The organism is Bradyrhizobium iriomotense (assembly GCF_018129405.1).
Taxonomy (GTDB): Bacteria; Pseudomonadota; Alphaproteobacteria; order Rhizobiales; family Xanthobacteraceae; genus Bradyrhizobium; species Bradyrhizobium iriomotense_B.
The window spans coordinates 225029-246163 of the sequence record NZ_JAFCLP010000002.1 but is presented as its reverse complement, the minus strand read 5'-3'; the positions used below and the strand labels follow the sequence as shown (position 1 = coordinate 246163).

Genomic DNA, 21135 nt, shown 5'->3' with positions numbered 1-21135 from the left:
TGTGGACGCTTCAAGGCACGGGCCATCAGACTAGCCGGCCGGCAGGTCCGCCTCGAAATTGAAGCGGTCGCGCAGGTTCTTGCGCTGCTCCAGGATGTCCTTGAGGAAGGCGCGGTCCTGGTCGTTCTTCATCATCGGCTCGATCAGGTCGAGCTGGTTCATGGCGACCAATTGCAGGATCTCGGTGCGTGGCTTGCCGCTGTTGTCACGCGGCAGCGCGTGCACCACCTGGATGTGCTCCGGCGGCTTGGGACCCTTGGCCGCCGAAAGCTCGCTCCGGAGCTGGCCTTCGAGCGTGGCCTGATCCGCCTCGACGAAGGCATAGAGACCGACGCCGGTGCGCCGATCGGCAAAGGCGACGATGGCGGTGTCGCGCACGGCCGGATTCTTGCGGATCAACTCGGCCAGCACCGGCGCGTCGTTGACGAGCCGGCGGCCGCCGCCCTCGCGGTCGGTGAAATTGAACAGGCCGCGCGTGATGGCACGGTAGACCTTCTTGCCCGTGACAAGCCACAGGCTCGCAGCAAAGGACTTCTTCGCCAGGATTTTTCGCTCGCGCGGCGTCAGCGCTTCCGGCGCGTAGGAGCGCTTGTGCTTGAGCAGGTGGCGGAGGTCTTCATAGGCAAGAATGCGATAGAGCCGGCCACGGCGCGCAAAGCATGCGGCGAGCTGGAAGTCGGTCACATAGGCGCGGCCGTCGCGGCCGACCAGCCAGTTCTGCTCCTTGGCGAGATCGTTGTGGCAGATGCCGGCGCGTCGCAGCCGCCGCAACGCCGCCTTGGCCGAGCGGAAATAGGCGAGGTCGCCATGCGGCTTTGCCAGATGCAGTGCGACGCCGTCGACGAAGCCGCGCACCAAAGCGCGGCGTCCGGCCCAGAGCAGCTCGGGACCGACGTTCAGACCCTTTGCGAGCGCGAGTGCATGCTTCTCGCGCGCGAACAGATGCCGCGCCAGCAGGAACGACCACCACGGCACCTCGTCCAGCCGGCGCAGCACCGCGTCGACCTCGCAATTGTCACCGCGGAAGCGGCCGCGCTCGACGGTCGAGAACACGTCGCGCTTCAGCAGCACGCCCTCGGTCCAGCGCGCCGAGAGCTCTGCGGCGTCGTCTTTGGGGAGGCTCATCTAAAACTCACGCAGCAGCGGCTATGCGCAGGTGATCGGCGATCCAGCGATCGAGATCGGCGAGCGCCCGCGCGCTCATCGCCTGCTTCTTGGCTACGGTCTTCTCGTTGCTGCGCAGGCGCGTGCCGTCGGGCTTCCTCGTCGGTACGCTCGCCAGTGGCGGGAATAGGCCGAAATTGATGTTCATCGGCTGGAACGAGCGCGTGCCCGGCTCGATGGTCTCGATGTGGCCGCCGGTGATGTGGCCGAGCAGCGATCCGAGCGCGGTCGTGCCCGGCGGGCTCTCGAGCGTCTCGCCGCGTGCATCCGCGGCTGCATAGAGGCCGGCGATCAGGCCGACGCTGGCGGATTCCACGTAGCCCTCGCAGCCCGTCATCTGGCCGGCGAAGCGCAGTCGCGGCTGCGCACGCAGGCGCAATTGGCCGTCGAGCAGCTTGGGTGAGTTGAGGAAGGTGTTGCGATGCAGGCCGCCGAGGCGGGCGAATTCGGCCTTCTCCAGCCCGGGAATTGTGCGGAAGATGCGCTGCTGTTCGCCGTACTTCAGCTTCGTCTGGAAGCCGACGATGTTGTAGAGCGTGCCGAGCTTGTTGTCCTGGCGCAGCTGGACGATGGCGTAGGCCTTCGTCGCGGGATCGTGCGGATTGGTGAGGCCGACCGGCTTCATCGGGCCGTGGCGCAGCGTCTCGGGGCCGCGCTCCGCCATCACCTCGATCGGCAGGCAGCCGTCGAAATAGGGCGTGTTGGTCTCCCATTCCTTGAACTCGGTCTTCTCGCCGGCGATCAGCGCGGCGACGAAGCCGTCATACTGCTCCTTGGTCATGGGACAGTTGATGTAGTCGGCGCCGTTGCCACCGGGGCCGACCTTGTCGTAGCGCGACTGGAACCAGGCCACCGACATGTCGATGGATTCGCGGTGCACGATCGGCGCGATCGCATCGAAGAAGGCGAGTGCGCTCTCGTCGGTCAGCTGGCGGATGGCGTCGGCCAGCGGAGCGGAGGTGAGGGGGCCGGTCGCGACGATGACGTTGCTCCAGTCCGCCGGCGGCAGGCCTGCAACCTCGCCGCGGGCGATCTCGATCAGCAGATGATCGTTGAGAGCCTTGGTGACGGCCGCGGAGAAGCCTTCGCGGTCGACCGCAAGGGCGCCGCCGGCGGGCACCTGGTTGGCATCGGCCGCGCGCATGATCAGCGAGTCGAGGCGGCGCATCTCCGCATGCAGCAGGCCGACGGCGTTGTTGGCCGCGTCGTCCGAGCGGAACGAGTTGGAGCAGACGAGCTCGGCGAGCCCGTCGGTGCGGTGCGCCTCGGTCATGCGGTCCGGCCGCATCTCGTGCAGCACCACGGGCACGCCTGATTTGGCGATCTGCCAGGCGGCCTCGGAGCCGGCAAGGCCAGCGCCGATCACGTGCACACTATTGGAATGGGATCCTGTCATGGGGCGGACAGGTAGCGCTTTTCGGCGAAGAGTGGAATCGCCGAGATCGAGTTTTCTGCCTCCGGAAACGACAACGCCCGCACGAGGCGGGCGCTATCGGTCCGTTCCGGTGAAGGGCTGAACGATATCAGCCCTGATACTGGCCGGCGGCGACGCGCGGGATGTCCGAGCGATCGAGGCCGATGTCGGCCAGTTCGCGATCGCTGAGCTGGGACAGCTCGGCAACATTGCGCTGATAATCCCGGAAAGCCTGGATCATGCGGATGAGCGAGAGCAGCATTGGTAGTCTCCTGTAGTTCGATTCAGCCTTTGCCTAAGGCGTCATCGTTGAAATGAATATAGGTGAGAGTGGTGCAGTGCGAAAGTTCCGATGTTGCGATGCAGCTAAGCGATGAGCGCATAGCGTCGGTAAGGGGCGATTAACCTCTTGGCACTCCCGCCCAAGTGCTGGGCGAAAGTGACCGCTGGCTACAATAAATTACCGTGAAATCACGGGCTTATGGCAGACAATGCGGTTCCGATGAGGGTTGAAATAAGTTGCGTTCCCGTGATCCGCAACACGATGGGTCAGCTTGTAAGCCCAAGTCTCTCATGCGTGATTCGCATGAATCGCGCTGGCGAAAAAAATGAATTTATATTCAAATATTGGACGCGTACTGCCGCGCTCCCAAGGGAGCCTGGATGCAATCGTTCGCGATCGGTCCTGGGGCTGACCGCCCTCGTTGATGCGGCGCGCACACGCCAAGCGTGCGTCAGCTCATTACCAAGTTGTAATGAAAATCAGAATTTCCGCATGCGGCTCTGCGCGGCGCGCAACATCACGCAATTCTCGCGGGGAATTTATTGCGGCAAGTTGCCGCAACCGGAGGAAAGTCATGTCGCAGATTCCGGCAATGTCGCTGGTTCTGGCCCAAGAACAAGAGAAGGAAAGTAACATCATGACGAAGTTACTCGGGGTTATCGCATTCGCCGCCGTCGCATTCGCCGTTGCGCCGGCTCAGGCCGCCAAGCACGCCACGGGCGGCTGCAGCGGGGCCAGTCTGGAGAAGACGGAGACCGCGATCGAGAACATGGCTGACGGCGACAGCAAGTTCGTCGCGCAGAAGGAGATTGCGGCGGCGCAGGACTCGCTGCTCAACGGCAAAATGGGTGCCTGCGGCGCGCATCTGAACAAGGCGATGCACGCCACCATGGGCAAGTAAACGCGACCCAAGAGAGGGCCGATCGCCTTGCGGTCGGCCCTACGCGTTTTGTCGGGTGTGTTTTTAAGGAGCGCGTGCGAGCTGGGCGGCGAAATAGGCCACCGTCTTGGAATAGACCTCGCTCTTGTTCCACTGCTGCAGCACCGCGAAGTTCGGGCTGCCCGGCTGCCAATCCTTCCCCTTCTGCCAGCCGTAGCCGGCGAGGTAATTGGCGGTGGAGGCGAGCACGTCGGGCGCGTTGTGCAGGAGATCGCGCTTGCCGTTGCCGTCGAAGTCGACGGCATATTTCATCCAGGACGAGGGCATGAACTGGGTCTGGCCGAGCTCGCCGGCCCATGCGCCCTTCATGTCGGCTGGTGCGAGGTCGCCGCGCTGGACGATGCGTAGCGCGTCCATCAGTTCGCCGCGAAACTGCTCGGCGCGCCGGCAGTCATAGGCAAGCGTCGCCAGCGAGCGGATGGTGGCGAACTTGCCGGTGTTGACGCCGAAATCGGTCTCCAGACCCCAGATCGCGACCAGCACCTCACCCGGCACGCCGTAGGTCTGCTCGATGCGCGACAGCACCGAGCCGTATTGCTTCATCATGTTGGAGCCGCGCGTCATGCGCGGCGGCACCATGCGGCCGGAAAACTCTTCAAAGGTCTGGGTGAAGACCTTTTGCGACTTGTCGCGGTTCAGCACACTCTGATCGAGCGTCACGCCGGCAAGCCCCGCGGTGATGGCCTGCTGCGAAATACCCTTGGCCGCGGCGTCGGTTTTGAAATCTGCAAGCCAGGCGTCGAAATTGCCCGAGCCGCAAGCAACAGCGGAAAGCGCTGGCTGGGCGGACAGGATTGACGCGGAGAGGGCGAGGGCTGCAAGAGCGAGACGAGAAATCGTCGGGGTCATCAGATGAAATGGATTCCGTGAAGTGATCTGACCGGCGGTGCAATTTTGATTGTAACCGCGGCCAAAGCAAGGCGCATGACAGGCCGATCCTGCCCGGAGCCGGGCAGGATCGGATGTCACGAGATCGTTAAGCGTCCGTTCGATTCCGCCAAGGGAAGAGATTGGCCGGGAAATCCGCGGCCGGTTTGCGTGGACGATGCGGTGGAGGCGGTACGGGCCGCGCGCCGGGATCGGATACGATCACCTTGCGGTAGAGATGCCAGGTGGCGTGGCCGAGCAGGGGGATCACGACGGCGAGACCGAGGAAGGCCGGGATCGTACCAAGTGCCAGCAGCACTGCGACGATCAGGCCCCAGGCCGCCATCGGCACCGGGTTCCTGGCGACGACGCGCAGCGAGGTCACCATGGCCTCGAACGCGCCGGCATGGCGGTCGAGCATGAGCGGGAACGACACGACGCTGATGCAGAGCGCGGCGAGCGCGAACAGGAATCCGGTGCCGCAGCCGACCACGATCAGCCACCAGCCTTGCTGGGTCGTCAGCACGCGCGTCAGGAAATCCGAGATCCCGGTGACGCCCTCATAGCCGAACGCCGCAATATAGATCGCCTGCGCGGTCGCAACCCAGGTCACGAACAGCGCGAGCAGCAACGCGCCGAGGCCGAGCATTGCGCCGAACGAAGGCGAGCGCAGCACCTCCATGGCATCCCAGGCGCTGGCCTCCTCATAGCGTTCGCGTCGGCTGGAGAGTTCGTAGAGGCCGAGGGCTGCGAATGGGCCGATCAGGGCAAAGCCTGCGGCCAGCGGAAACAGCAGCGGCAACACCGAATAGCCCATCACCACACGGGCGAGCACGAGGCCCAGTACCGGATAGATCACGCACAGGATGATGGCGTGGCTCGGAACTGCCTTGAAATCCTCCCAGCCGCGCCGGAGCGCCTCGTGCAGGTCGGACAGTTGGATGGTTCGGATCACTGGTCCAGCCGCGTCTGCGGGCTGGGCCATCGTGGGTACATTGCCCTGGTAGAGTGTCGCCATGGTCGCTAGCTCCCTTGCCGGGCAGCCGCACTCGGCGCCGGCAAACGGCGCAAGCGGCCGCTCTTCTCTGAGTTTCGCGATTCCAACCAGACGCGAATTCCGGACGGGATCGCGAGTTGAACGTAAAGGCTACTCCCAATTCCGAGTCCTGTCCCTCACGCTTGGGTGAAATTCGATGCCGCAGTGCAACCTCAATGATGTCATTCGGTCGTCATTTCGCCGCAGATAAGCTGATGCTGTTTGCTGGTTCGCAGAACTCCGCGGGCGCAACGCAGTGACTTCGTCTATAAGGGGCCACTCACGGCCCTTCCAACGGATCCTTTTCGGGGAACAGACATGAGCATTTTCGGGAAAATCATGAGCGCGATCTTCGGCAGCCAGCCGGCTTCCGCCGCGCCCGCCGGTGGCGCAGCGCCGGGCAGTGCCCCCGCAGGGACCGCGCCGGGCGCATCAGCGCCGGCATCAGCGCCCATGGCGGCCGTCGATGTCGCCGCCATCGTCGACAAGGCGGTCGCCGCGCACAAGGGCGAGAAGCTGGAATGGCGCACCTCGATCGTCGACCTCATGAAGGCGCTCGACATCGATTCCAGCCTAGCCGCGCGCAAGGATCTCGCCAAGGAGCTCGGCTATAGCGGCGACATGAACGACTCCGCCAGCATGAACGTCTGGCTGCACAAGCAGGTGATGTCCAAGCTCGCCGCCAATGGCGGCAAGCTGCCGCCTGAGATCAAGCACTGACCGATCCCTCGGTCGTCGAAGGGCCCGCGATTGCGCGGGCCCTTTTGCGTTCAAGCGACGAGGTCCGCATCCTCCGGATGCTTGTCGAGATAGTCGACGACGAAGCCGCAGCCGGCGATCACCTTCCTGCCGTCGCGGCGGATCAGATCGAGCGCACCTTTGACCAGCTCGGAGGCGATGCCGCGGCCGCGAAGCGCGCGCGGCGTCTCGGTGTGGGTGATGATCACCGCCGACGGCGTCAGCCGGTAATTGGCGAAGGCGATGTCGCTGCCGACATCGAGCTCGAAGCGGCTCTTGTCCTTGTTGTCGCGTACCGATGCCGCCATGCGAAATCCTTCCGAAGCGTTGTCTGCCGCTGATCTAGGCGCCTGAACCCGGCCTTGCCAAGGCGCGACCAAGGGAGGTTGCCGCAGGGGAGATATCTGCAAAATGCGTGTCGAGCTCAGTCTAATGGCCTTGCTTGCCGTGCTCGCTTCGGCAACGCCGGTCCCAGCCGCAGCCGAAGGCGGTCCCGCTTGGGATGCCTGCTTTGCGCTGACCAGCACGCCGGATGAGCGGGTGACGGCCTGCTCGACAGTGATTGACACCAAGAGCGAGACTGGCCGCAGGCTCGCCGGTGCCTATTGCAGCCGCGGGCATGGCCTCACCGAGAAGCGCGAGCTCGATGCAGCGCTGTCCGATCTCGACGAAGCGGTCAGGCTCGATCCTGATTATGCCTGCGCCTACAACAATCGCGGTCGCGTCTATAACTTCAAGCGCGATTATGATCGCGCCATCGCCGATTACGACCAGGCCATTAAGCTCGATCCCTCGCTGGCGCTCGCCTACAACAATCGCGGCGACTCCCGTTACAACAAGGGGGATCTCGACGGCGCCATCGCCGATTTCGACGCGGCGATCAAGCGCAATCCGAACTATGCCCGCGCTTACGCCAATCGCGGCTACGTCTACGCGCGCAAGCACGATACGGCGCATGCGCTCGCCGACTTCAGCACGCGGATCAAGCTTGCCCCGGACCTGATCGCCTACATCGACCGCGGCAACGTTTATCGCGACAGCGAGCAGCTCGATCGTGCCGCCGCCGACTATGGCGAAGCGATCCGCATTGCGCCGACCGATGCGCGCGGCTGGCGCAATCGCGGCATGATCCGGCTCTACCAGGGCGACAACAAGGGCGGCGCGGCCGACTACGACAAGGCGCTGCAATACGACCCCTCGGACGTCTTCTCGTGGAACAATCGCGGCCAGGCCCGCCTGCGGCTCGGCGACAAGCAGGGTGCGATCGCCGATCTTAGGAAGGCGCTGGAATTGGAGCCGGGTCTGGCGACCGCGCGCGATGCGCTGCAAAAGCTCGGCGCTCTGTAGCTGCGGTGCGGTATGGGGCAATGACCGGCGTGCATCGCGGATTCCATCGAAATAATCCTGATGCCTGCTCTTGCGCGGCTGCCCGCGGTTCCCACGTCCTTTGCAGGACATACGTCCGAATGCGGCAGGCAGGGTCGCCAGACATTCGGAAGTCGTGATCGCCAGCCGCCGACGTGTGCCTCTGTCAGAGGAGGGTACGATGTCGGACTTTGGTTTCTTGAATACTCATCGCACGTGGGAAGATTGGTCCGGGATGCTGCTGGGCGCACTGATTGTCGTCTCGCCATGGTTTCCCATTCAGGATCAGCCCGGGATCGTCGGAGACCCGACGGTCATCCTGAATGCGGTCGCAGTCGGCCTGGTCGTGTTTGGCATCAGCCAGCTCGAATATGTCGCGCTGCAGCGCTGGCAGGAAGTGGCGACGATCCTGATCGGATTGTGGCTCATCGCCTCCCCCTACGTCCTCGGCTATTCCGGTGAAGGGTTCCTGCGCATCTACCACACGAGCCTCGGCGCGGGGGTGGTACTCCTCGGCGTGCTGCTGCTGTGGCAGGACTGGGACCTGGACGACCAGGACCTGCTCAAGCACGGGCGATAGACCGTAGATTTCGGCAGGCCCGCCCAGCTACGGGCGGGCCATGCGCTCATTGCTCCACAAGATCCTGATAGTCCGGGTGCTTGTCGATCCACGCCTTCACGAACGGGCATTGCGGGATCAGCTTCAATCCGGCGGCACGGACCTGGTCGAGCGCGCCTTGCACCAGCTTCGAGCCGACGCCCTTGCCGCCGAGCTCCTTCGGCACCTCGGTATGCTCGAAGGTGATGACATCGCCGTCGAGCCTGTAATGCTCGGTCGCAAGGTGGCCTTCGACCTCGAGTTCGAAGCGGTGGTGGGCCTTGTTGTCGATGACGTTGCTCATGTCGTCTCCGGTCAGCTCTTCAGCGAGTCCGTCAGCATCTTGCGGATCGACCAGGCTTCGCCGTCGGAGGCGCCCCTGATGTCGTCGATCCGCCAGCTACCTGCCTCGCGCACGAAGTCGTAACGCACGATCAGATCACTGGGTTTCCGGTCGTTACGGTGACCGGTGATGGTCACCGCGACGGTCGCCTTGTCCGCCTCCGTCTTCTCGGTGTCCACCTTGAACGACCTCACGTCCGGCTCCTGCGAATTGGTGACCGGATCGAAATCGACCGGCCCGACATCGCCCTTCGGCGTATGCGCATCCGCCTTGGCCCACAGCGCAACCAGCGCCTTGGAGAGGTATTTTGCCTTGGCCGCCTTGTTCTCGATGACGAAGCCGCCGCCGCCATCGCCCTTGCCCTTGCCGGCGCGGGTGTAGATCGCAGTCAGAATAGCGACGGGATCGGCGGGGACAGGGGTCTCGGCGAATGCAGGGGAGATGCCCGCGAGCAGAGCGGCGGCGACGAAGGAGCGGCGGGTGAGCATGAGATGTCCCTGAGATGATGGCGCATGACGGCAGGTCGGAGCCGGCGCGCATCTCTGTAGACCGATGGGAAGGCCGTTCGGTTCAATCGCTCGCTTTGGCGAGCCTGGAATCTTCCGCCTGCGGCTGCGGGCGGAGGCAGCCCTGGCAAATGACGAGGGAGCGGTTGACCCCGGCGTCCTGTTCGGCCTCGATGCTGTCCCGTGCCTGCCACCATTCCTTCGAATAGGGCTGCAGTCCGGCTTGCGACCTGGTGTGCTCGGATGTGGTGGCTGTACGCGTCGTTCGCGATGATCCGGCGGCAGCGCGCGGATGATTGGGATCCTCGCCGGCGCCATCCCAGGCATAGCGTGCAGGCTTGAAGGCGGGATCGGAGGGCAAATGCGCCTGCGGGCCAATGGCACATCCGGCGAGCGCCAGCGACAACAGGAGGAGGGCGGGCGCTTTGACCATGATGCGGCACTCTGTACGCGAGAACTGAGCGAGGTTGCGCCGATCATGTTTAAAATTCCCTGAACGATCGCGGACCTGCGCACGACCAACGCGAATGCGATATCTGATGCTCCTTCTGACCCTCCTTGCCACGGCTGCGCGCGCCGACGACGCAAAGCCGTTCAATCCGGCCGACTATCCGCCCGGCGTGCAGAAGGCTCTGCGTTACGCCAATGAGGAATGCGAGAGCCAGGACGGAGGGGCGGTGACCTTTGCGCCGGACACGGTGCACAAGGTCGACCTGACCGGCGACGGCCGCGACGATTACATCGTCGATTTCCGCGACACCAAATGCGGCGACCGCGAGACCACCTATTGCGGAACCGGCGGCTGCGTCATGAACATCCTGGTCACGCTGCCGGATGGCAGCGTGCGTCCGGTGTTCGACGGCTACGTCCGCAGCTACAGGATCCTGGCGCCGCCGATGAAGCGCGGCGCCGCGCGCGTTATCCGGTTCGATCTGCATGGCAGCTATTGCGGCGGTTTTGGCGCGCAGGCCTGCTCCAAGGAGAAGGCGATCACGGCAACCCCGTTTGCGTTTAGGCAACCGTAAGGCAGGTGTGCGGCGGGCGGCCTTGCGGGGGCGCCGGCGATGGCGATAAATGGGCTGCAATGAGCGGGCGGCGTGCGCGCCGTCCGCGCTCGAAGAGGAAGCCCGATGCAGCCTTTGCGCATGTCCCGCCGCGTCATGAATCTCGCCTACATGCTGACCCAGAATGCGCGGCGGCACGGGACGCGTCCCGGTTTCGTCTGGGGCGATAAGTCCTGGACCTGGCGCGAGATCGACGCGCAGGTCTCGGCGCTGGCGGCTGCGCTCGCCGCGCGCGGCATCACCAAGGGCGACCGCATCCTCGTCCACTCCAAGAACGGCGACGAGATGTTCTTCTCGATGTTCGCCGCGTTCCGGCTCGGTGCGGTGTGGGTACCCACCAACTTCCGCCTGATGCCCGATGAGGTCACCTATCTCGCTGAGGCCTCGGGCGCGAAGGCGTTTCTGTGCCATGTCGATTTTCCCGAGCATGCGGCGGCGGTGAAGGGCGGTGCGCTGCAATTCACCTGGAGCCTCGACGGCAAGGCCGCGTTCGGTGAGCGCTCGGTGGCCGATGCCATCGCCGCGCAGGCCGGCGCTGACGTCGCCAATGTCGACGTCGAATATGACGATCCCTGCTGGTTCTTCTTCACCTCCGGCACGACCGGGCGATCCAAGGCGGCCGTGCTGACCCACGGCCAGATGGGATTTGTCATAACCAACCATCTCGCCGATCTCACCCCCGGCGTGACCGAAGCCGATGCCTCGCTGGTGGTGGCGCCGCTGTCGCACGGAGCCGGCGTGCACCAGCTGGTGCAGACCGCGCGCGGCGTGCGTACCGTGCTGTTGCCGACGGAGAAATTCGACATCAACGAGGCGTTCCGCCTGATCGAGGCACACCGCGTCAGCAATCTCTTCACGGTGCCGACGATCCTGAAGATGATGGTCGAGCATCCCGCCGTCGACAAATACGATCATTCCTCGCTGCGACAGGTGATCTATGCCGGCGCGCCGATGTATCGCGAGGATCAGAAGGCGGCGCTGAACAAGCTCGGCAACGTGATCGTGCAGTATTTCGGCTTGGGCGAGGTCACCGGCAATATCACCGTGCTGCCGGCGGCGTTGCACGATCCCGAGGACGGCCCGCATGCGAAGATCGGCACCTGCGGCTTCGAACGCACCGGCATGCAGGTCTCGATCCAGGATGACGAGGGCCGCGAGCTCAAGGCGAACCAGAGCGGCGAGATCTGCGTGATCGGACCTGCGGTGTTCGCCGGCTACTACGACAACCCCGAAGCCAATGCCCAGGCGTTCCGCAACGGCTGGTTCCGCACCGGCGATCTCGGCCATATGGACGAGGAGGGGTTTGTCTACATCACCGGCCGCGCCTCCGACATGTACATCTCCGGCGGCTCCAACATCTATCCGCGCGAGATCGAGGAGAAGATCTTGACGCATCCCGCAGTCGGCGAAGTGGCCGTGCTCGGCGTGCCCGACGCGACCTGGGGCGAGGTCGGCGTCGCCGTCTGCGTTGCGCGCGAGGGCGCGAAGGCGGTGAGCGAGGCCGAGATGGCGGCGTTCCTCGCGCCGAAGGTGCCGCGCTACAAGATGCCGAAGCGCTTCTTCTTCTGGGAGGCCTTGCCGAAATCCGGCTATGGCAAGGTGCCGAAGCGGATGGTGCGCGACGAGCTCGAGGCGCGCGGGCTGCTCGACCTCGACAAGACGAAGGTGGGCTGAGATTAGGTGATGCGGAGTATCAAGCAGCCTGGAGCGCCGATCGCGGAACGCATTCAATGGGTGGAGGCGAGCGGGCGTACCTTCTCCTTCACGCTTCAGGCAGGCGTGCCGCTGCTGGAGGCTGCACAGCGCGGCTTTGCGGCGGAGGGATTTGCCGGCGGCGTGCTGAATTTTCACCGCGGCGCGCTCGGGCCGTTCGGCTATGTCATGCCGGCGCTGTCGAAGACCGGCGAGAATGCCGCGTTCTACAGCGATACCTATCGGCCGGCCGGTGTGACGCGCACGAAGCTCGGCAGCATGACGCTCGGCACGCGCGCAGGCGCGCCGTTCTTTCATTGCCATGGGCTCTGGACCGAGGCCGACGGCAAGGCCAGCGGTGGCCACATGCTGCCGGACGAGACCATCGTCGCCGAACCGTTCGAGGTCGAGGCGTTCGGTATCGATGGCGCGATGTTCACAGCCGAGCCAGATCCCGAGACCAATTTTAGGCTGTTCGGACCGGTCGCGGCCGCGGGCACCGGCGCGCGCACGACCAGCCGCGCCTTCGCGCTGCGGCTGCGCCCCAATCAGGATTTTGCCTCCTGCCTCGAAGACTTTTGCCGCGCGCACGGCATTGCGCGCGCGAAGATTCGCGGCGGCGTCGGCTCGACCATCGGCGCGCGCTTCACCCATGGTGGCGTGACCGAGCCGTTCGCAACGGAGCTTGCGGTGACCGCGGGGACGATCGCGCCGGGCTCTTCGGGTGCACTCGAGGCAGCGCTCGACGTTGCCCTGATCGATTACACCGGCGGCATTGCGGAGGGGCGTCTGATCCGTGGCGACAATCCCGTGCTGATGACCATGGAGTTGGTGCTTGAGGTGTTGAGCTAATATCGGCGAGCGATCATCAATGAGTACGTAGCTTGGCAATGGCCAGAAACGTGGATTCACTGATCCCTGAGCTCGCCCCTTGGAAGAGGTTGAGCAAGGGGGATTGTCCCTGACCGATGCTCTGGCTGTTTTTGACGTCATACATGGCGGAGAAACGGCCCAACAGCTTTTCGACCTTCGCGGGATCGGAGAGATCTTTGATCTTCATGAATTTGTCCACGAACTTGGCCTGCTGATCGATCGGCATCGATGCCATCGAGTCAGGCAGGTTGAAGGTGGTCCTGAACACCTCCGAAAGCGCCTTGTCGGCAAGGATGTCGTATGCGGACGTGATCTCCCCCGCCTTGCGCTGGAAATAGAGCGCCAGGCGCACGCCGGGATTCGTATCGCCCTGCTGCTGCTCGAGGCTTTGCTGGAGATAGTTCGCCTGTGTTTCCCGCAACTGGACTTGCTTCTGAGGGCCAACCATCGCAAGGCGCGCGACATTGCCCTTGCTGTCGAAATTGAACGACGCCGCGATTTCGGCAAAGCGATGATCGCTCTCGGTGTTCGCGAAGCTCTTTGGATTGTTCAGGTCGGAGGCGAAGATCTTCTTGAGATAGTCGGTGCTGACCTTCTTGGGATCCAGGCCCTTGGCGACGAGAATGAAATCGACCATCTTCCGGTTCGCAAGCAGCTCGGAAACGCTGTCGATGCCTGCGATGGCTTCCTGATAGGACGTCGCGTCTTTCTGGGCCTGTTCCCGGACTGCTTTCTGCTGCTCGGGGCTGGCCTGTTTCAGCACTGCAATGACGTAGTTCTTCGAGATATCGAGGACTTTTGCCGGGTCCTGAGCCACCAGGGGGGTCGTCAGATTGCCTTTTGCGTCGAAGTTGAAGGCGCGTGCGAGCTCGACGTATCGATTGTCCTTGAGCGTATAGACGTAGCTCTTGGGATCGCTGAGGTCGCTTTCTAGGACCGCCTTGATGGTGTCCTGCGAGACCACTGCGGGATCGAGCCCGACGGCGCCCAGCGCAAAATCATACACGGCCGGAGTCGACACGAACGCCTGGACTGAATCGATCTTGCCGATGGCGTTTCTGAATTGAACGGTTGCGAAGGCCTCACTCAGCGGACTTGCCGCCGCATAGACGGCGGACTTGCTGTCGTCGAACCGTTTTGTCGTGAGCGTGACGTTCGCGGCGGTCTGCGCGGACACGCCCGACGGCAGCGACCCGTCAGGCGAAAACTCGAATGCGCCGGCCAGGTCTACGAAATTGCCAATCGTCGCGATCTGGTCGTTGAGGCTGGATATGCTCTTCGTGTACGACTCCATGTGATATTTTTCGACCAGGATCTGGACGTTCAACTGGGCCACGTCCGCGCCCGGTTGCGAGAGCTGGGCGGTGTAGTCGGCGATCTTCGTGTTGGTGGCGCTCACGTCCGATTTGGCTTGAGCGAGTTGGGTGTTGAGGCCGGTCAACTGAGACGCGAAGGTGGTGTTGACGTAGCTGTTCGGATCGGACGGATCGCTGCGCAGGACCTGACTGATCGTGTCGCGCGGCCACTTGCTCTGATCGATCCCGAATGCCGAGTAGACGTAGTTGCGCAGACGATCGTCGTTCAGGAGCTGGTCAGCATTGCTGATGCTGCCGATATGGGCGCTGTAGTATTTCGTATCGTCGGCAAGCGCGTCGACCTGGCTCTTCTTGGTTGCCGTGTACAGGCCGATCATCTCGTCGATCTGATCCTCCGATTGCGCAACGGGCTTTATACCGCTCGTGAAGGAGAATGCCTCGGCAAACTCCCGGTAACGCTTGTCGACCAGCTTGTTGACGAAGCTGTTTTGGTCGGAGAGGTCACTCTCCAGCACCTTTTTCATGAAAGCCTTGGCATATGCCATGTCTTCCAGGCCATACGCCTTCATCGCATAGTGATAGAGGCGATAGTCCTTCATGAGATCGTCGACGGTCTTCACCTTGCCGATGTTGGCCTTGTAATAGGCGGCCTCTCGCGCGACGTCGGTCTGCTGTTCGACCCGCGTCAGGGACTGCTTGAGATGGTGCGAAATGTAGTTGTAGCTGAAATACGTTGATACCATCGCGCATTCCTCGCGGCTTCTTACGGTCCCGGACATCCGTCAATCATTGCGGGGTCGCGAGGTGGGAGCTGGCCTCATGCCAGCGACTGTCTCACAGCTGCGTTTTCTTAGGACGATTCTGACCTGCAATCTCAGGTTTCAATTAGCGTCCAAGTGACGCATGACGGGTTTTATTGCTGTTTGTGTCCATATGTTTCTCAGATGCAGCTTTCGCGAAGATTGCGTTCCTGATATGTTCTGGTCGAGGGATGTCGCAATGGGGGCCGGGCATGAGCCGAAGAGGCAGTCGAACGATCAACCTGCCCGCGCCTTATCTGAGACGGGTCTGGCTCGACTCGTCGCAAGTCCAAGACCGCGAAGCCTATCCGTTCTGCCTGCCCATCTTTCCGGATGATTTCGAGCTCAACTTCGACGCGGCCATCACGATCATCGTCGGAGAGAACGGCACCGGGAAATCGACGATCCTCGAGGGCATTGCAGCGCACGCCGGCTACGACGATGCTGGTGGCGGGAAGGGCTACATGCCGGTCGACCACTCCGAAGCACGGGAGAAGATGGGCGGTCGGCTCTCCAAGGCGCTGCGCGCAAGCTGGCTGCCGAAGATCACCAATGGATGGTTCTTCCGCGCCGAGAGCTTCTTCTCGGTCGCGCGATATCTTGACAAGGCTGCGCGTGATGCTGGCCAGGTCGGCCCTGATTTCCTGTCGCATTCCCATGGCGAGGGCTTCCTGCGCTTCTTCGAAGAGCGTTGCCAGCGCCAGGGCATCTTCATCTTCGACGAGCCCGAGTCGGCGCTGTCGCCGGCGCGCCAGATCGAGTTCCTGAAACTGCTGCGACGCATGGACGAATCCCGCATCTGCCAGGTCATCATGGCAACCCATTCGCCGATGCTGATGGCTTATCCCAATGCGCGGCTGCTGCGGCTCGGGAAGTACGGGCTGGAGCCTGTCACGGTGGAGCAGACGGATCACTATCGGGTCATGCGGGAGTTTTGCGACGATCCGCGCGGGTTCGTCGAGGCGACGCTGGCGGAGTAGACGAGGGGCGCACCCGACGCCCATACGCGTGTCCCGGACAAGCTGCAACGCGCGAGCGTTGCGGCGCAGAGCCGGGATCCAGAAGCGGCGCATTCTGCTGTTGTATGGGCCCCGGCTCTGCAGCGCACCGCCGAAGGGGCGCTGCGCTGCGTCCGGGGCACGAGAGCCCGAATTCATCTCGCATTGCTACCAGATCACATGCGCGGTTTCGCATTCTCGCGGCATGAACTGCCCGAGCTTTGCTGTCGTCATCGCCCCCGAAGACTCCGAGGGCGCAGGGAAGGCCGGGTGCCGGCTGGCACCCACGGTCCACTGTGCGGAAATTGCGCTACGAGAAGCTGCACAGCGGCATACAGGTGAAGCCCAACACACGGCCTTCCCTGCGCAGTGGTTTGACGGCTTATGTCGTGCTCTCCCCGGGGAGCGATGCACTATTGCCCCCGTCGCCCTGCGGATGGCTGATGCCGCGGACCCGGTTGGGCCGCAGCATCACCGCAGCACTTGGCGCACAGACCCCGGGCGCCAGGACCACACGATTTTGCCGTACGCAGGCTGCACCGGTCGTGTGCGCGCGGCGTTCGCTCACGGAGTGACCCGCCCTGCAAACCGCCTTCGCGCCGACGCCGCCTGCGTCCACCACGTCCCCTCCCGCGTGTCGTGACGATCGCGATACGCCCCTCGGACCGGGCTGGGATGGCTGCAACATGCGATAATTCCGAATTCGCGTAAAGCGAATTGTTTTCATCCTGATGCATTGACCCCAGTCTTGTGTGTTTTGCCCGTCGAGCAACGCAAGGAATGGTGTGAACGGGGTGCGCCCCCGCCACCGCCGTGCCACGAACCGGTCTCCCCTCGGCCCAAAAATACGCTACGATGATCCCAGCGCGCCTCAAGTCGCGCAGATCCAAGAGTGAGGAAACGGTATGAGGATAGGAAGTGGAACGGCGGTCGCCGGGGTGGCGGCGCTGGCGGTGGCGGGGATTGCTTTCATGGCGGCGTTTGCGCCGGCCTGGTCCCACGGGCCGACCCGGCAGAAGGTCCGGGAATCCATCGAGATCAACGCTGCTCCGGCCAAGGTGTGGGCGGTGATCGGCAATTTCCAGGACATGAGCTGGCTTCCGCCCGTCACCAAGACCGAGGGCGAGAAGGGCAATGAGATCGGCGCGACGCGGAAGCTGACGCTGACGGGCGGCGCCACCGTCGACGAGGAGCTCTACAAGTTCGACGCGGCCGCGATGACCTATTCCTACCGGATCACCACCGTGGATGTGAAGGTGCTGCCGGTCACCAACTATTCCTCGACGCTGACGGTGACGCCGAGCGCCGACGGCAAGGGCGCGACGCTGGAGTGGGCCGGCGCTTTCTACCGCGGCTTTCCCAACAACGACCCGCCGCCGGAGTTGAGTGACGAGGCCGCCAAGACTGCGGTGAGCGGCCTCTACAAGGCCGGCCTCGAGGCGCTGAAGAAGAAGATCGAGAGCGGAAGCTGACCGTGCGGATGCTGGTCGTGCGTGCGCTGGTTCTGGCGGCGCTCGCCGCCAGCCTTGCGTGCCCTGGCTGCGCCTCCGCCGAGGAGGCGTTCGTCACCAACCAGCTCAGCGACGATCTGATGGTCGTGGACCTCGCGACCTCGCGCAGCGTTGCGACCATCCCGATCGGCGGCAAGCCGGCCGGCGTCGCCGTCAGCGCCGACGGGCGCTTTGCCTATGTGACGAGCCCGGATGCCAAGGCGGTGACGGTGGTGGACGCCGCCACGCGGCAGGTCGCTGGCCGCGTCGAGGTCGGCGGTGGACCGCTCGGTATTGCCGTCGCGCCCGACGGCAAGACGGTCTATGTCGCGGACTGGTACGCGGCGGCGGTGCGGGTGATCGATGCGGCCTCGCGCAGCGTCACCGCCAGCATCGCGGTCGGCGCCTCACCGTCGGGCCTGGCGGTGACGCCTGACGGCAGGCTGCTGCTCTCGGCGGACCGCGACGACGACAGCGTCTCCGTGGTCGACACCGCGACGCGCCAGCGCAAGGCGACCATCAAGGTCGGCACGCGTCCGTTCGGCGTCACCATCGATGCCGAGGGCAAGCGCGCCTACACCGCCAATGTCGGCTCCGACGACGTCTCCGTGATCGACCTCGCGGAGGCCCGCGAGATCGGCCGCGTGCCGGTGGGGGTGCGTCCCTATGCGGTTGCGCTGACGCTGGGCCGCGGCTTCGTCACCGACCAGTACGGCGGCACCGTCAGCGTGTTCGACCTGGCGAGCCTGAAGCCGGTCAAGCGCATCAATGTCGGCGAGTACCCCGAAGGTATTGCGGCGACCGCCGACGGCAAGCGCGTGATCGTCGCCTGCTGGGAGAGCAACACGCTCGATATCATCGATGCCACTGATCTGAAGGTGATCGGCGAGATCAAGACCGGCGACGGCCCGCGCGCGTTCGGGGTGTTCTTGAGAAGGACGGAGTAGGGGATGTCTCGTAGCCCGGATGAGCGAAGCGATATCCGGGACTTGCTTCAGGCGCGGACGGTCCCGGATGTCGCTTCGCTCATCCGGGCTACCGATTCTACGGACTCATTTCGGTCCAGCGAAGTCTCGCAGCTTCACGAAAAAGTCCCTCAGGATCGGATTGCGGTCCACATAGGTCACGTAGCGGATCGGATGCCGCCTGCGGTCGACGCTCCACGTCATCTGATCCGTGAGCACCGGAGCGGGGATGACGACGCTTGGTGCCCACACGGGATTGAGCAGCCAGCCGACCGGCGCCATGTCCCAGATCTCCTTGGCCCAGCCCATGTGGTCGGACGAATATTCCTTGAAGCGCATGGCGAGGAATGCGCCGATGCTGCCGTGGGGTTCGACGTATCGTTCGATCTCCGGCACCGTCGAGTGAAGACGCGAAGTGACGCCCATGCACGGGACGAGGACGAGCGGCACGCCGCTGTCGAGCAGCACCTGTGCGCCGCCGACGTCCTGCTTCAGATTGAACTCGACCGTGTGGGGCCATTCCAGCGCATGGCCGCCGAGCCAGACCACGACGATACGGTCGATGATGTCGGGCGCCCTCAGCAGCGCCGAGGCGACGTTGCTGATGGCGCCGATGGCAACGACGTAGAGCGGATTGTCCGGCGTGCCCGCGCGCGCCCGGGCGATGAGGTCGTCCACGGCGGGTGCCGTCCGCGCCGTCTTGCCGGGGCCGACATAGTCGGTGACGCCGCGGTGAACCAGGCCGTCCGGCGCGACATCCAGGCGATCCAGCAGGCGAAGGATTTCCTGATAGCTCAGCTCCATGCCGTGGCCGGGACTGTCCGCGCGCGCATTGAAGAACGGCGCGGCGTAGATCGCCTCGACATCGAAGCGGTCCTTCGACAGCAGCATCTGCACGAGCGCGAACTGATCGTCGATCTCGTTATAGGTGTCGGTGTCGAGCACGACCCGCAGCCGGCCGACCGGCGGCTCCAGGAGCTTGAGGCGGCTTGCATCCGTGAGTGTCATCGACGTCTCCCTGGGCCGTGCGTGGCGATTGCGGATCAGGCTCTCTGCGGAATCCGGCAGACCGCTTCGGCAATCTCCTCCATCCGCTCAAACGTGTGATCCGGCCCCAGCGCCCGCAGCGCCGCCGGCGCCGCATAACCCCAGCACACGGCACCGCAGGCAATGCCGACGGCGCGCGCCGCATCGATGTCGCGGACCTCGTCGCCGATCGCGATGACCTTGCCCGGCTCCACGCCGGCGCGGCGGACGACCCGGCGGAATTTCGCGGGCTTGCCGAACAGTGACGCAGAGCAATCGAAATGCGAAAACAGAGTCGCGGCCTCGCCGAGCTTCTCGCGCGCATTGGCTTCGCTGTCGGACGTCACCAGCGCGAGCTGCACGCCGTTCTCAGCCAGCGTCCGCAGCATCGTCTCGACGCCTGCAAACAGCGAGATCTCAGCTGTTGCCTCCGCCTTCAGCCGCCGCGCATGCCGCGCAATCGCCGGCAGCTTCCACAAGGGCACTTCGAGCCGGCTCAGGATCTCGCGGTTCGAGGCATGCCGCAGCGCCTCGATGTCCTCATCCGCCACGCGGCGAAAGCCGAAGCGGTCGGCGACATCGTTGATGGTGCGCAAGAACCACGGAAAACTGTCGGCGAGGGTGCCGTCGAGATCGAAAATGGCGAGGGAGTAGGGCATGGAGGAGACGGAAGTACCGGGCGGACCTGCGCATCGAGTCCAGCTGGCGACGCGCTGACAGATGCGATCGGAGATGCTATATTAAGGTCCAGAGGTGACAGATGTCGGAGCTACTGGCAAGGATTACGGTTGATCCCCAGCGTATGCATGGACGCCCATGCGTTCGCGACCTGCGCATCACGGTTGCCGACGTCCTGGGGCTGCTGTCAGCGGGACAGACGCGGGAGAGCATCCTCGAGGATTATCCATATCTGGAAGAGGCCGACATCGACGCGGTGCTCGCCTATGCTGCCCGTCAGGTCGACCACCCGATCATAGCGGCCAAATAGCTTGCCATACTTGATCGATGCTCAGCTTCCTCCGGCACTCGCGGAAGCCATGCGTCGTGCTGGATACGATGCGGTTCATGTGGCCGAGTTCGGGATGGCAAACGCGATCGATGGAGTGATCTGGAACGAAGCCATTTCTCGATCGGCCGTTCTCGTCACCAAGGATCGCGACTTTTCGCTTCTCCGCGTTGCAAAGGGTCAGGGACCGACCGTGCTATGGGTGCGCGTGGGCAATATCGAAAATCGCGTGCTGATCCGCCAGTTTCTAGGCGCCATGCCGCAAATTGTCGAAGCCGTCGCGCGGGGCGAAGCGGTCATAGAATTCGTCGGCAGCTAGCGGCGCTCACCGCAACTTGCGCACGTGAACGTTGATGTCGAGATCGATGTTCTTGATGCAGGTCTGTGTCGTCCGATGCGAACCACCCTCATGCCAGTCGCCGTCGCGCGCCCGGGCGCCGCTGACATTGGCGAGCTTCAGGCACCGCCATTGCGGCAGCGGTCCGCTGCTCTCGCCGGCAAATTGCCAGGCCAGCACAGCTTCTTCCCCGTTCTTGCTGGTGCCGATGATGTGCGGGCAGAGCTCGCGGTAGCGCCCCTCGTAGATGCAGGTGACGTGCTGCTCGGCGAGGATGGCTTTCCGGAAGAGAGCATAGGCTCGACTGGGCATCG

Annotated in this window: 25 protein-coding genes; 12 read left to right on the top strand and 13 right to left on the bottom strand. The window is 63.9% G+C overall.

The features are described 5' to 3' along the window. Positions 1-30: 30 nt before the first annotated feature. From JQ592_RS05890 to JQ592_RS05880, 3 genes are all read right to left on the bottom strand, one after another. Entirely contained in the window at positions 31-1125 is a 1095-nt protein-coding gene (locus JQ592_RS05890) for an AMP-binding enzyme (RefSeq protein ID WP_211401968.1), read from the bottom strand. 7 nt (positions 1126-1132) lie between these two features. Further along, the gene (trmFO, locus tag JQ592_RS05885; RefSeq protein ID WP_211401967.1) at positions 1133-2560 is read right to left on the bottom strand and encodes a methylenetetrahydrofolate--tRNA-(uracil(54)-C(5))-methyltransferase (FADH(2)-oxidizing) TrmFO; all 1428 of its coding nucleotides are present in this window, start codon (positions 2558-2560) and stop codon (positions 1133-1135) included. 127 nt (positions 2561-2687) lie between these two features. Further along, positions 2688-2840 (bottom strand): DUF1127 domain-containing protein, encoded by a 153-nt coding sequence (locus JQ592_RS05880; RefSeq protein ID WP_007590701.1) that lies wholly within the window; start codon positions 2838-2840, stop codon positions 2688-2690. Between the two features lie 595 nt (positions 2841-3435). Here JQ592_RS05880 and JQ592_RS05875 point away from each other — a divergent pair. After that, positions 3436-3762 (top strand): hypothetical protein, encoded by a 327-nt coding sequence (locus tag JQ592_RS05875; protein ID WP_211401966.1) that lies wholly within the window; start codon positions 3436-3438, stop codon positions 3760-3762. Positions 3763-3825: 63 nt separating this feature from the next. On the opposite strand, the gene JQ592_RS05870 is transcribed toward JQ592_RS05875, so the two are convergent. Both JQ592_RS05870 and JQ592_RS05865 read right to left on the bottom strand, forming a co-directional pair. Further along, on the bottom strand, positions 3826-4650 hold the full coding sequence (locus JQ592_RS05870; RefSeq protein ID WP_211401965.1) for a lytic murein transglycosylase: 825 nt from the start codon (positions 4648-4650) through the stop codon (positions 3826-3828). A 127-nt stretch (positions 4651-4777) separates the two neighbouring features. Then, positions 4778-5686, bottom strand: coding sequence for a DUF2189 domain-containing protein (locus tag JQ592_RS05865; RefSeq protein WP_211401964.1), 909 nt, complete (start codon positions 5684-5686; stop codon positions 4778-4780). 336 nt (positions 5687-6022) lie between these two features. Between JQ592_RS05865 and JQ592_RS05860 the strand changes: the two genes are divergently transcribed. After that, complete coding sequence (locus JQ592_RS05860) at positions 6023-6424, top strand: DUF3597 domain-containing protein (RefSeq protein ID WP_211401963.1); 402 nt, start codon at positions 6023-6025, stop codon at positions 6422-6424. A gap of 50 nt (positions 6425-6474) precedes the next feature. Here JQ592_RS05860 and JQ592_RS05855 read toward each other — a convergent pair whose 3' ends face one another. After that, positions 6475-6750 (bottom strand): GNAT family N-acetyltransferase, encoded by a 276-nt coding sequence (locus tag JQ592_RS05855; RefSeq protein ID WP_211401962.1) that lies wholly within the window; start codon positions 6748-6750, stop codon positions 6475-6477. Positions 6751-6853: 103 nt separating this feature from the next. On the opposite strand from JQ592_RS05855, the gene JQ592_RS05850 reads away from it, so the two are divergent. Further along, positions 6854-7789: a tetratricopeptide repeat protein gene (locus JQ592_RS05850; protein ID WP_211401961.1), complete on the top strand. Its 936-nt coding sequence runs from the start codon at positions 6854-6856 to the stop codon at positions 7787-7789. Between the two features lie 199 nt (positions 7790-7988). Continuing rightward, a complete protein-coding gene (locus JQ592_RS05845) occupies positions 7989-8387 on the top strand; it encodes an SPW repeat domain-containing protein (RefSeq protein WP_211401960.1) in 399 nt (132 codons plus the stop codon). Between the two features lie 46 nt (positions 8388-8433). On the opposite strand, the gene JQ592_RS05840 is transcribed toward JQ592_RS05845, so the two are convergent. The 3 genes from JQ592_RS05840 to JQ592_RS05830 all read right to left on the bottom strand — a co-directional run bounded on the left by JQ592_RS05840 (position 8434) and on the right by JQ592_RS05830 (position 9687). Then, positions 8434-8709, bottom strand: coding sequence for a GNAT family N-acetyltransferase (locus tag JQ592_RS05840; RefSeq protein ID WP_211401959.1), 276 nt, complete (start codon positions 8707-8709; stop codon positions 8434-8436). Positions 8710-8720: 11 nt separating this feature from the next. Then, positions 8721-9236, bottom strand: coding sequence for a DUF3828 domain-containing protein (locus tag JQ592_RS05835; protein WP_211401958.1), 516 nt, complete (start codon positions 9234-9236; stop codon positions 8721-8723). Between the two features lie 82 nt (positions 9237-9318). Further along, the gene (locus tag JQ592_RS05830; protein WP_211401957.1) at positions 9319-9687 is read right to left on the bottom strand and encodes a hypothetical protein; all 369 of its coding nucleotides are present in this window, start codon (positions 9685-9687) and stop codon (positions 9319-9321) included. 106 nt (positions 9688-9793) lie between these two features. On the opposite strand from JQ592_RS05830, the gene JQ592_RS05825 reads away from it, so the two are divergent. The 3 genes from JQ592_RS05825 to JQ592_RS05815 all read left to right on the top strand — a co-directional run bounded on the left by JQ592_RS05825 (position 9794) and on the right by JQ592_RS05815 (position 12862). Next, a complete protein-coding gene (locus JQ592_RS05825; RefSeq protein ID WP_246820185.1) occupies positions 9794-10279 on the top strand; it encodes a hypothetical protein in 486 nt (161 codons plus the stop codon). Positions 10280-10384: 105 nt separating this feature from the next. Further along, the gene (locus tag JQ592_RS05820; protein ID WP_211401955.1) at positions 10385-11992 is read left to right on the top strand and encodes an acyl-CoA synthetase; all 1608 of its coding nucleotides are present in this window, start codon (positions 10385-10387) and stop codon (positions 11990-11992) included. A 9-nt stretch (positions 11993-12001) separates the two neighbouring features. Further along, on the top strand, positions 12002-12862 hold the full coding sequence (locus tag JQ592_RS05815; RefSeq protein ID WP_211401954.1) for a PCC domain-containing protein: 861 nt from the start codon (positions 12002-12004) through the stop codon (positions 12860-12862). Between the two features lie 16 nt (positions 12863-12878). On the opposite strand, the gene JQ592_RS05810 is transcribed toward JQ592_RS05815, so the two are convergent. Next, positions 12879-14942: a DUF1217 domain-containing protein gene (locus JQ592_RS05810; protein ID WP_211401953.1), complete on the bottom strand. Its 2064-nt coding sequence runs from the start codon at positions 14940-14942 to the stop codon at positions 12879-12881. A 269-nt stretch (positions 14943-15211) separates the two neighbouring features. On the opposite strand from JQ592_RS05810, the gene JQ592_RS05805 reads away from it, so the two are divergent. The 3 genes from JQ592_RS05805 (at position 15212) to JQ592_RS05795 (ending at position 18434) form a co-directional block, all read left to right on the top strand. Then, the gene (locus tag JQ592_RS05805) at positions 15212-15979 is read left to right on the top strand and encodes an AAA family ATPase (RefSeq protein ID WP_211401952.1); all 768 of its coding nucleotides are present in this window, start codon (positions 15212-15214) and stop codon (positions 15977-15979) included. Between the two features lie 923 nt (positions 15980-16902). Then, positions 16903-17469, top strand: a complete 567-nt coding sequence (locus JQ592_RS05800; RefSeq protein WP_211401951.1) for an SRPBCC family protein — start codon at positions 16903-16905, stop codon at positions 17467-17469. 17 nt (positions 17470-17486) lie between these two features. Next, the gene (locus JQ592_RS05795; protein ID WP_211402517.1) at positions 17487-18434 is read left to right on the top strand and encodes a cytochrome D1 domain-containing protein; all 948 of its coding nucleotides are present in this window, start codon (positions 17487-17489) and stop codon (positions 18432-18434) included. A gap of 105 nt (positions 18435-18539) precedes the next feature. On the opposite strand, the gene JQ592_RS05790 is transcribed toward JQ592_RS05795, so the two are convergent. Together JQ592_RS05790 and JQ592_RS05785 are read right to left on the bottom strand one after the other, a co-directional pair. Next, positions 18540-19460, bottom strand: coding sequence for a nucleoside hydrolase (locus tag JQ592_RS05790; protein ID WP_211401950.1), 921 nt, complete (start codon positions 19458-19460; stop codon positions 18540-18542). A gap of 35 nt (positions 19461-19495) precedes the next feature. Further along, positions 19496-20137 carry an HAD family hydrolase gene (locus JQ592_RS05785; protein ID WP_211401949.1) on the bottom strand — a complete coding sequence of 214 codons (642 nt, stop codon included), beginning with the start codon at positions 20135-20137 and terminating at the stop codon, positions 19496-19498. Positions 20138-20238: 101 nt separating this feature from the next. Between JQ592_RS05785 and JQ592_RS05780 the strand changes: the two genes are divergently transcribed. Both JQ592_RS05780 and JQ592_RS05775 read left to right on the top strand, forming a co-directional pair. After that, positions 20239-20466, top strand: a complete 228-nt coding sequence (locus tag JQ592_RS05780; protein WP_211401948.1) for a DUF433 domain-containing protein — start codon at positions 20239-20241, stop codon at positions 20464-20466. A 10-nt stretch (positions 20467-20476) separates the two neighbouring features. Next, positions 20477-20803 (top strand): DUF5615 family PIN-like protein, encoded by a 327-nt coding sequence (locus JQ592_RS05775; protein WP_211401947.1) that lies wholly within the window; start codon positions 20477-20479, stop codon positions 20801-20803. Between the two features lie 6 nt (positions 20804-20809). Here JQ592_RS05775 and JQ592_RS05770 read toward each other — a convergent pair whose 3' ends face one another. Then, positions 20810-21133, bottom strand: a complete 324-nt coding sequence (locus tag JQ592_RS05770; RefSeq protein ID WP_211401946.1) for a hypothetical protein — start codon at positions 21131-21133, stop codon at positions 20810-20812. Between the last annotated feature and the right edge of the window lie 2 nt (positions 21134-21135).

Excerpts from the sequence above, each read along its gene's own strand:
- JQ592_RS05840 (WP_211401959.1), bottom strand. The coding sequence starts at position 8,709 with ATGAGCAACGTCATCGACAACAAGGCCCACCACCGCTTCGAACTCGAG.
- JQ592_RS05835 (WP_211401958.1), bottom strand. The coding sequence starts at position 9,236 with ATGCTCACCCGCCGCTCCTTCGTCGCCGCCGCTCTGCTCGCGGGCATC.
- trmFO (WP_211401967.1), bottom strand. The coding sequence starts at position 2,560 with ATGACAGGATCCCATTCCAATAGTGTGCACGTGATCGGCGCTGGCCTT.
- JQ592_RS05805 (WP_211401952.1), top strand. The coding sequence starts at position 15,212 with ATGAGCCGAAGAGGCAGTCGAACGATCAACCTGCCCGCGCCTTATCTG.
- JQ592_RS05815 (WP_211401954.1), top strand. The coding sequence starts at position 12,002 with ATGCGGAGTATCAAGCAGCCTGGAGCGCCGATCGCGGAACGCATTCAA.
- JQ592_RS05800 (WP_211401951.1), top strand. The coding sequence starts at position 16,903 with ATGAGGATAGGAAGTGGAACGGCGGTCGCCGGGGTGGCGGCGCTGGCG.
- JQ592_RS05770 (WP_211401946.1), bottom strand. The coding sequence starts at position 21,133 with ATGCCCAGTCGAGCCTATGCTCTCTTCCGGAAAGCCATCCTCGCCGAG.
- JQ592_RS05810 (WP_211401953.1), bottom strand. The coding sequence starts at position 14,942 with ATGGTATCAACGTATTTCAGCTACAACTACATTTCGCACCATCTCAAG.
- JQ592_RS05790 (WP_211401950.1), bottom strand. The coding sequence starts at position 19,460 with ATGACACTCACGGATGCAAGCCGCCTCAAGCTCCTGGAGCCGCCGGTC.
- JQ592_RS05870 (WP_211401965.1), bottom strand. The coding sequence starts at position 4,650 with ATGACCCCGACGATTTCTCGTCTCGCTCTTGCAGCCCTCGCCCTCTCC.
- JQ592_RS05865 (WP_211401964.1), bottom strand. The coding sequence starts at position 5,686 with ATGGCGACACTCTACCAGGGCAATGTACCCACGATGGCCCAGCCCGCA.
- JQ592_RS05820 (WP_211401955.1), top strand. The coding sequence starts at position 10,385 with ATGCAGCCTTTGCGCATGTCCCGCCGCGTCATGAATCTCGCCTACATG.
- JQ592_RS05845 (WP_211401960.1), top strand. The coding sequence starts at position 7,989 with ATGTCGGACTTTGGTTTCTTGAATACTCATCGCACGTGGGAAGATTGG.
- JQ592_RS05890 (WP_211401968.1), bottom strand. The coding sequence starts at position 1,125 with ATGAGCCTCCCCAAAGACGACGCCGCAGAGCTCTCGGCGCGCTGGACC.
- JQ592_RS05860 (WP_211401963.1), top strand. The coding sequence starts at position 6,023 with ATGAGCATTTTCGGGAAAATCATGAGCGCGATCTTCGGCAGCCAGCCG.
- JQ592_RS05785 (WP_211401949.1), bottom strand. The coding sequence starts at position 20,137 with ATGCCCTACTCCCTCGCCATTTTCGATCTCGACGGCACCCTCGCCGAC.
- JQ592_RS05780 (WP_211401948.1), top strand. The coding sequence starts at position 20,239 with ATGTCGGAGCTACTGGCAAGGATTACGGTTGATCCCCAGCGTATGCAT.
- JQ592_RS05875 (WP_211401966.1), top strand. The coding sequence starts at position 3,436 with ATGTCGCAGATTCCGGCAATGTCGCTGGTTCTGGCCCAAGAACAAGAG.
- JQ592_RS05855 (WP_211401962.1), bottom strand. The coding sequence starts at position 6,750 with ATGGCGGCATCGGTACGCGACAACAAGGACAAGAGCCGCTTCGAGCTC.
- JQ592_RS05850 (WP_211401961.1), top strand. The coding sequence starts at position 6,854 with ATGCGTGTCGAGCTCAGTCTAATGGCCTTGCTTGCCGTGCTCGCTTCG.
- JQ592_RS05880 (WP_007590701.1), bottom strand. The coding sequence starts at position 2,840 with ATGCTGCTCTCGCTCATCCGCATGATCCAGGCTTTCCGGGATTATCAG.
- JQ592_RS05825 (WP_246820185.1), top strand. The coding sequence starts at position 9,794 with ATGCTCCTTCTGACCCTCCTTGCCACGGCTGCGCGCGCCGACGACGCA.
- JQ592_RS05830 (WP_211401957.1), bottom strand. The coding sequence starts at position 9,687 with ATGGTCAAAGCGCCCGCCCTCCTCCTGTTGTCGCTGGCGCTCGCCGGA.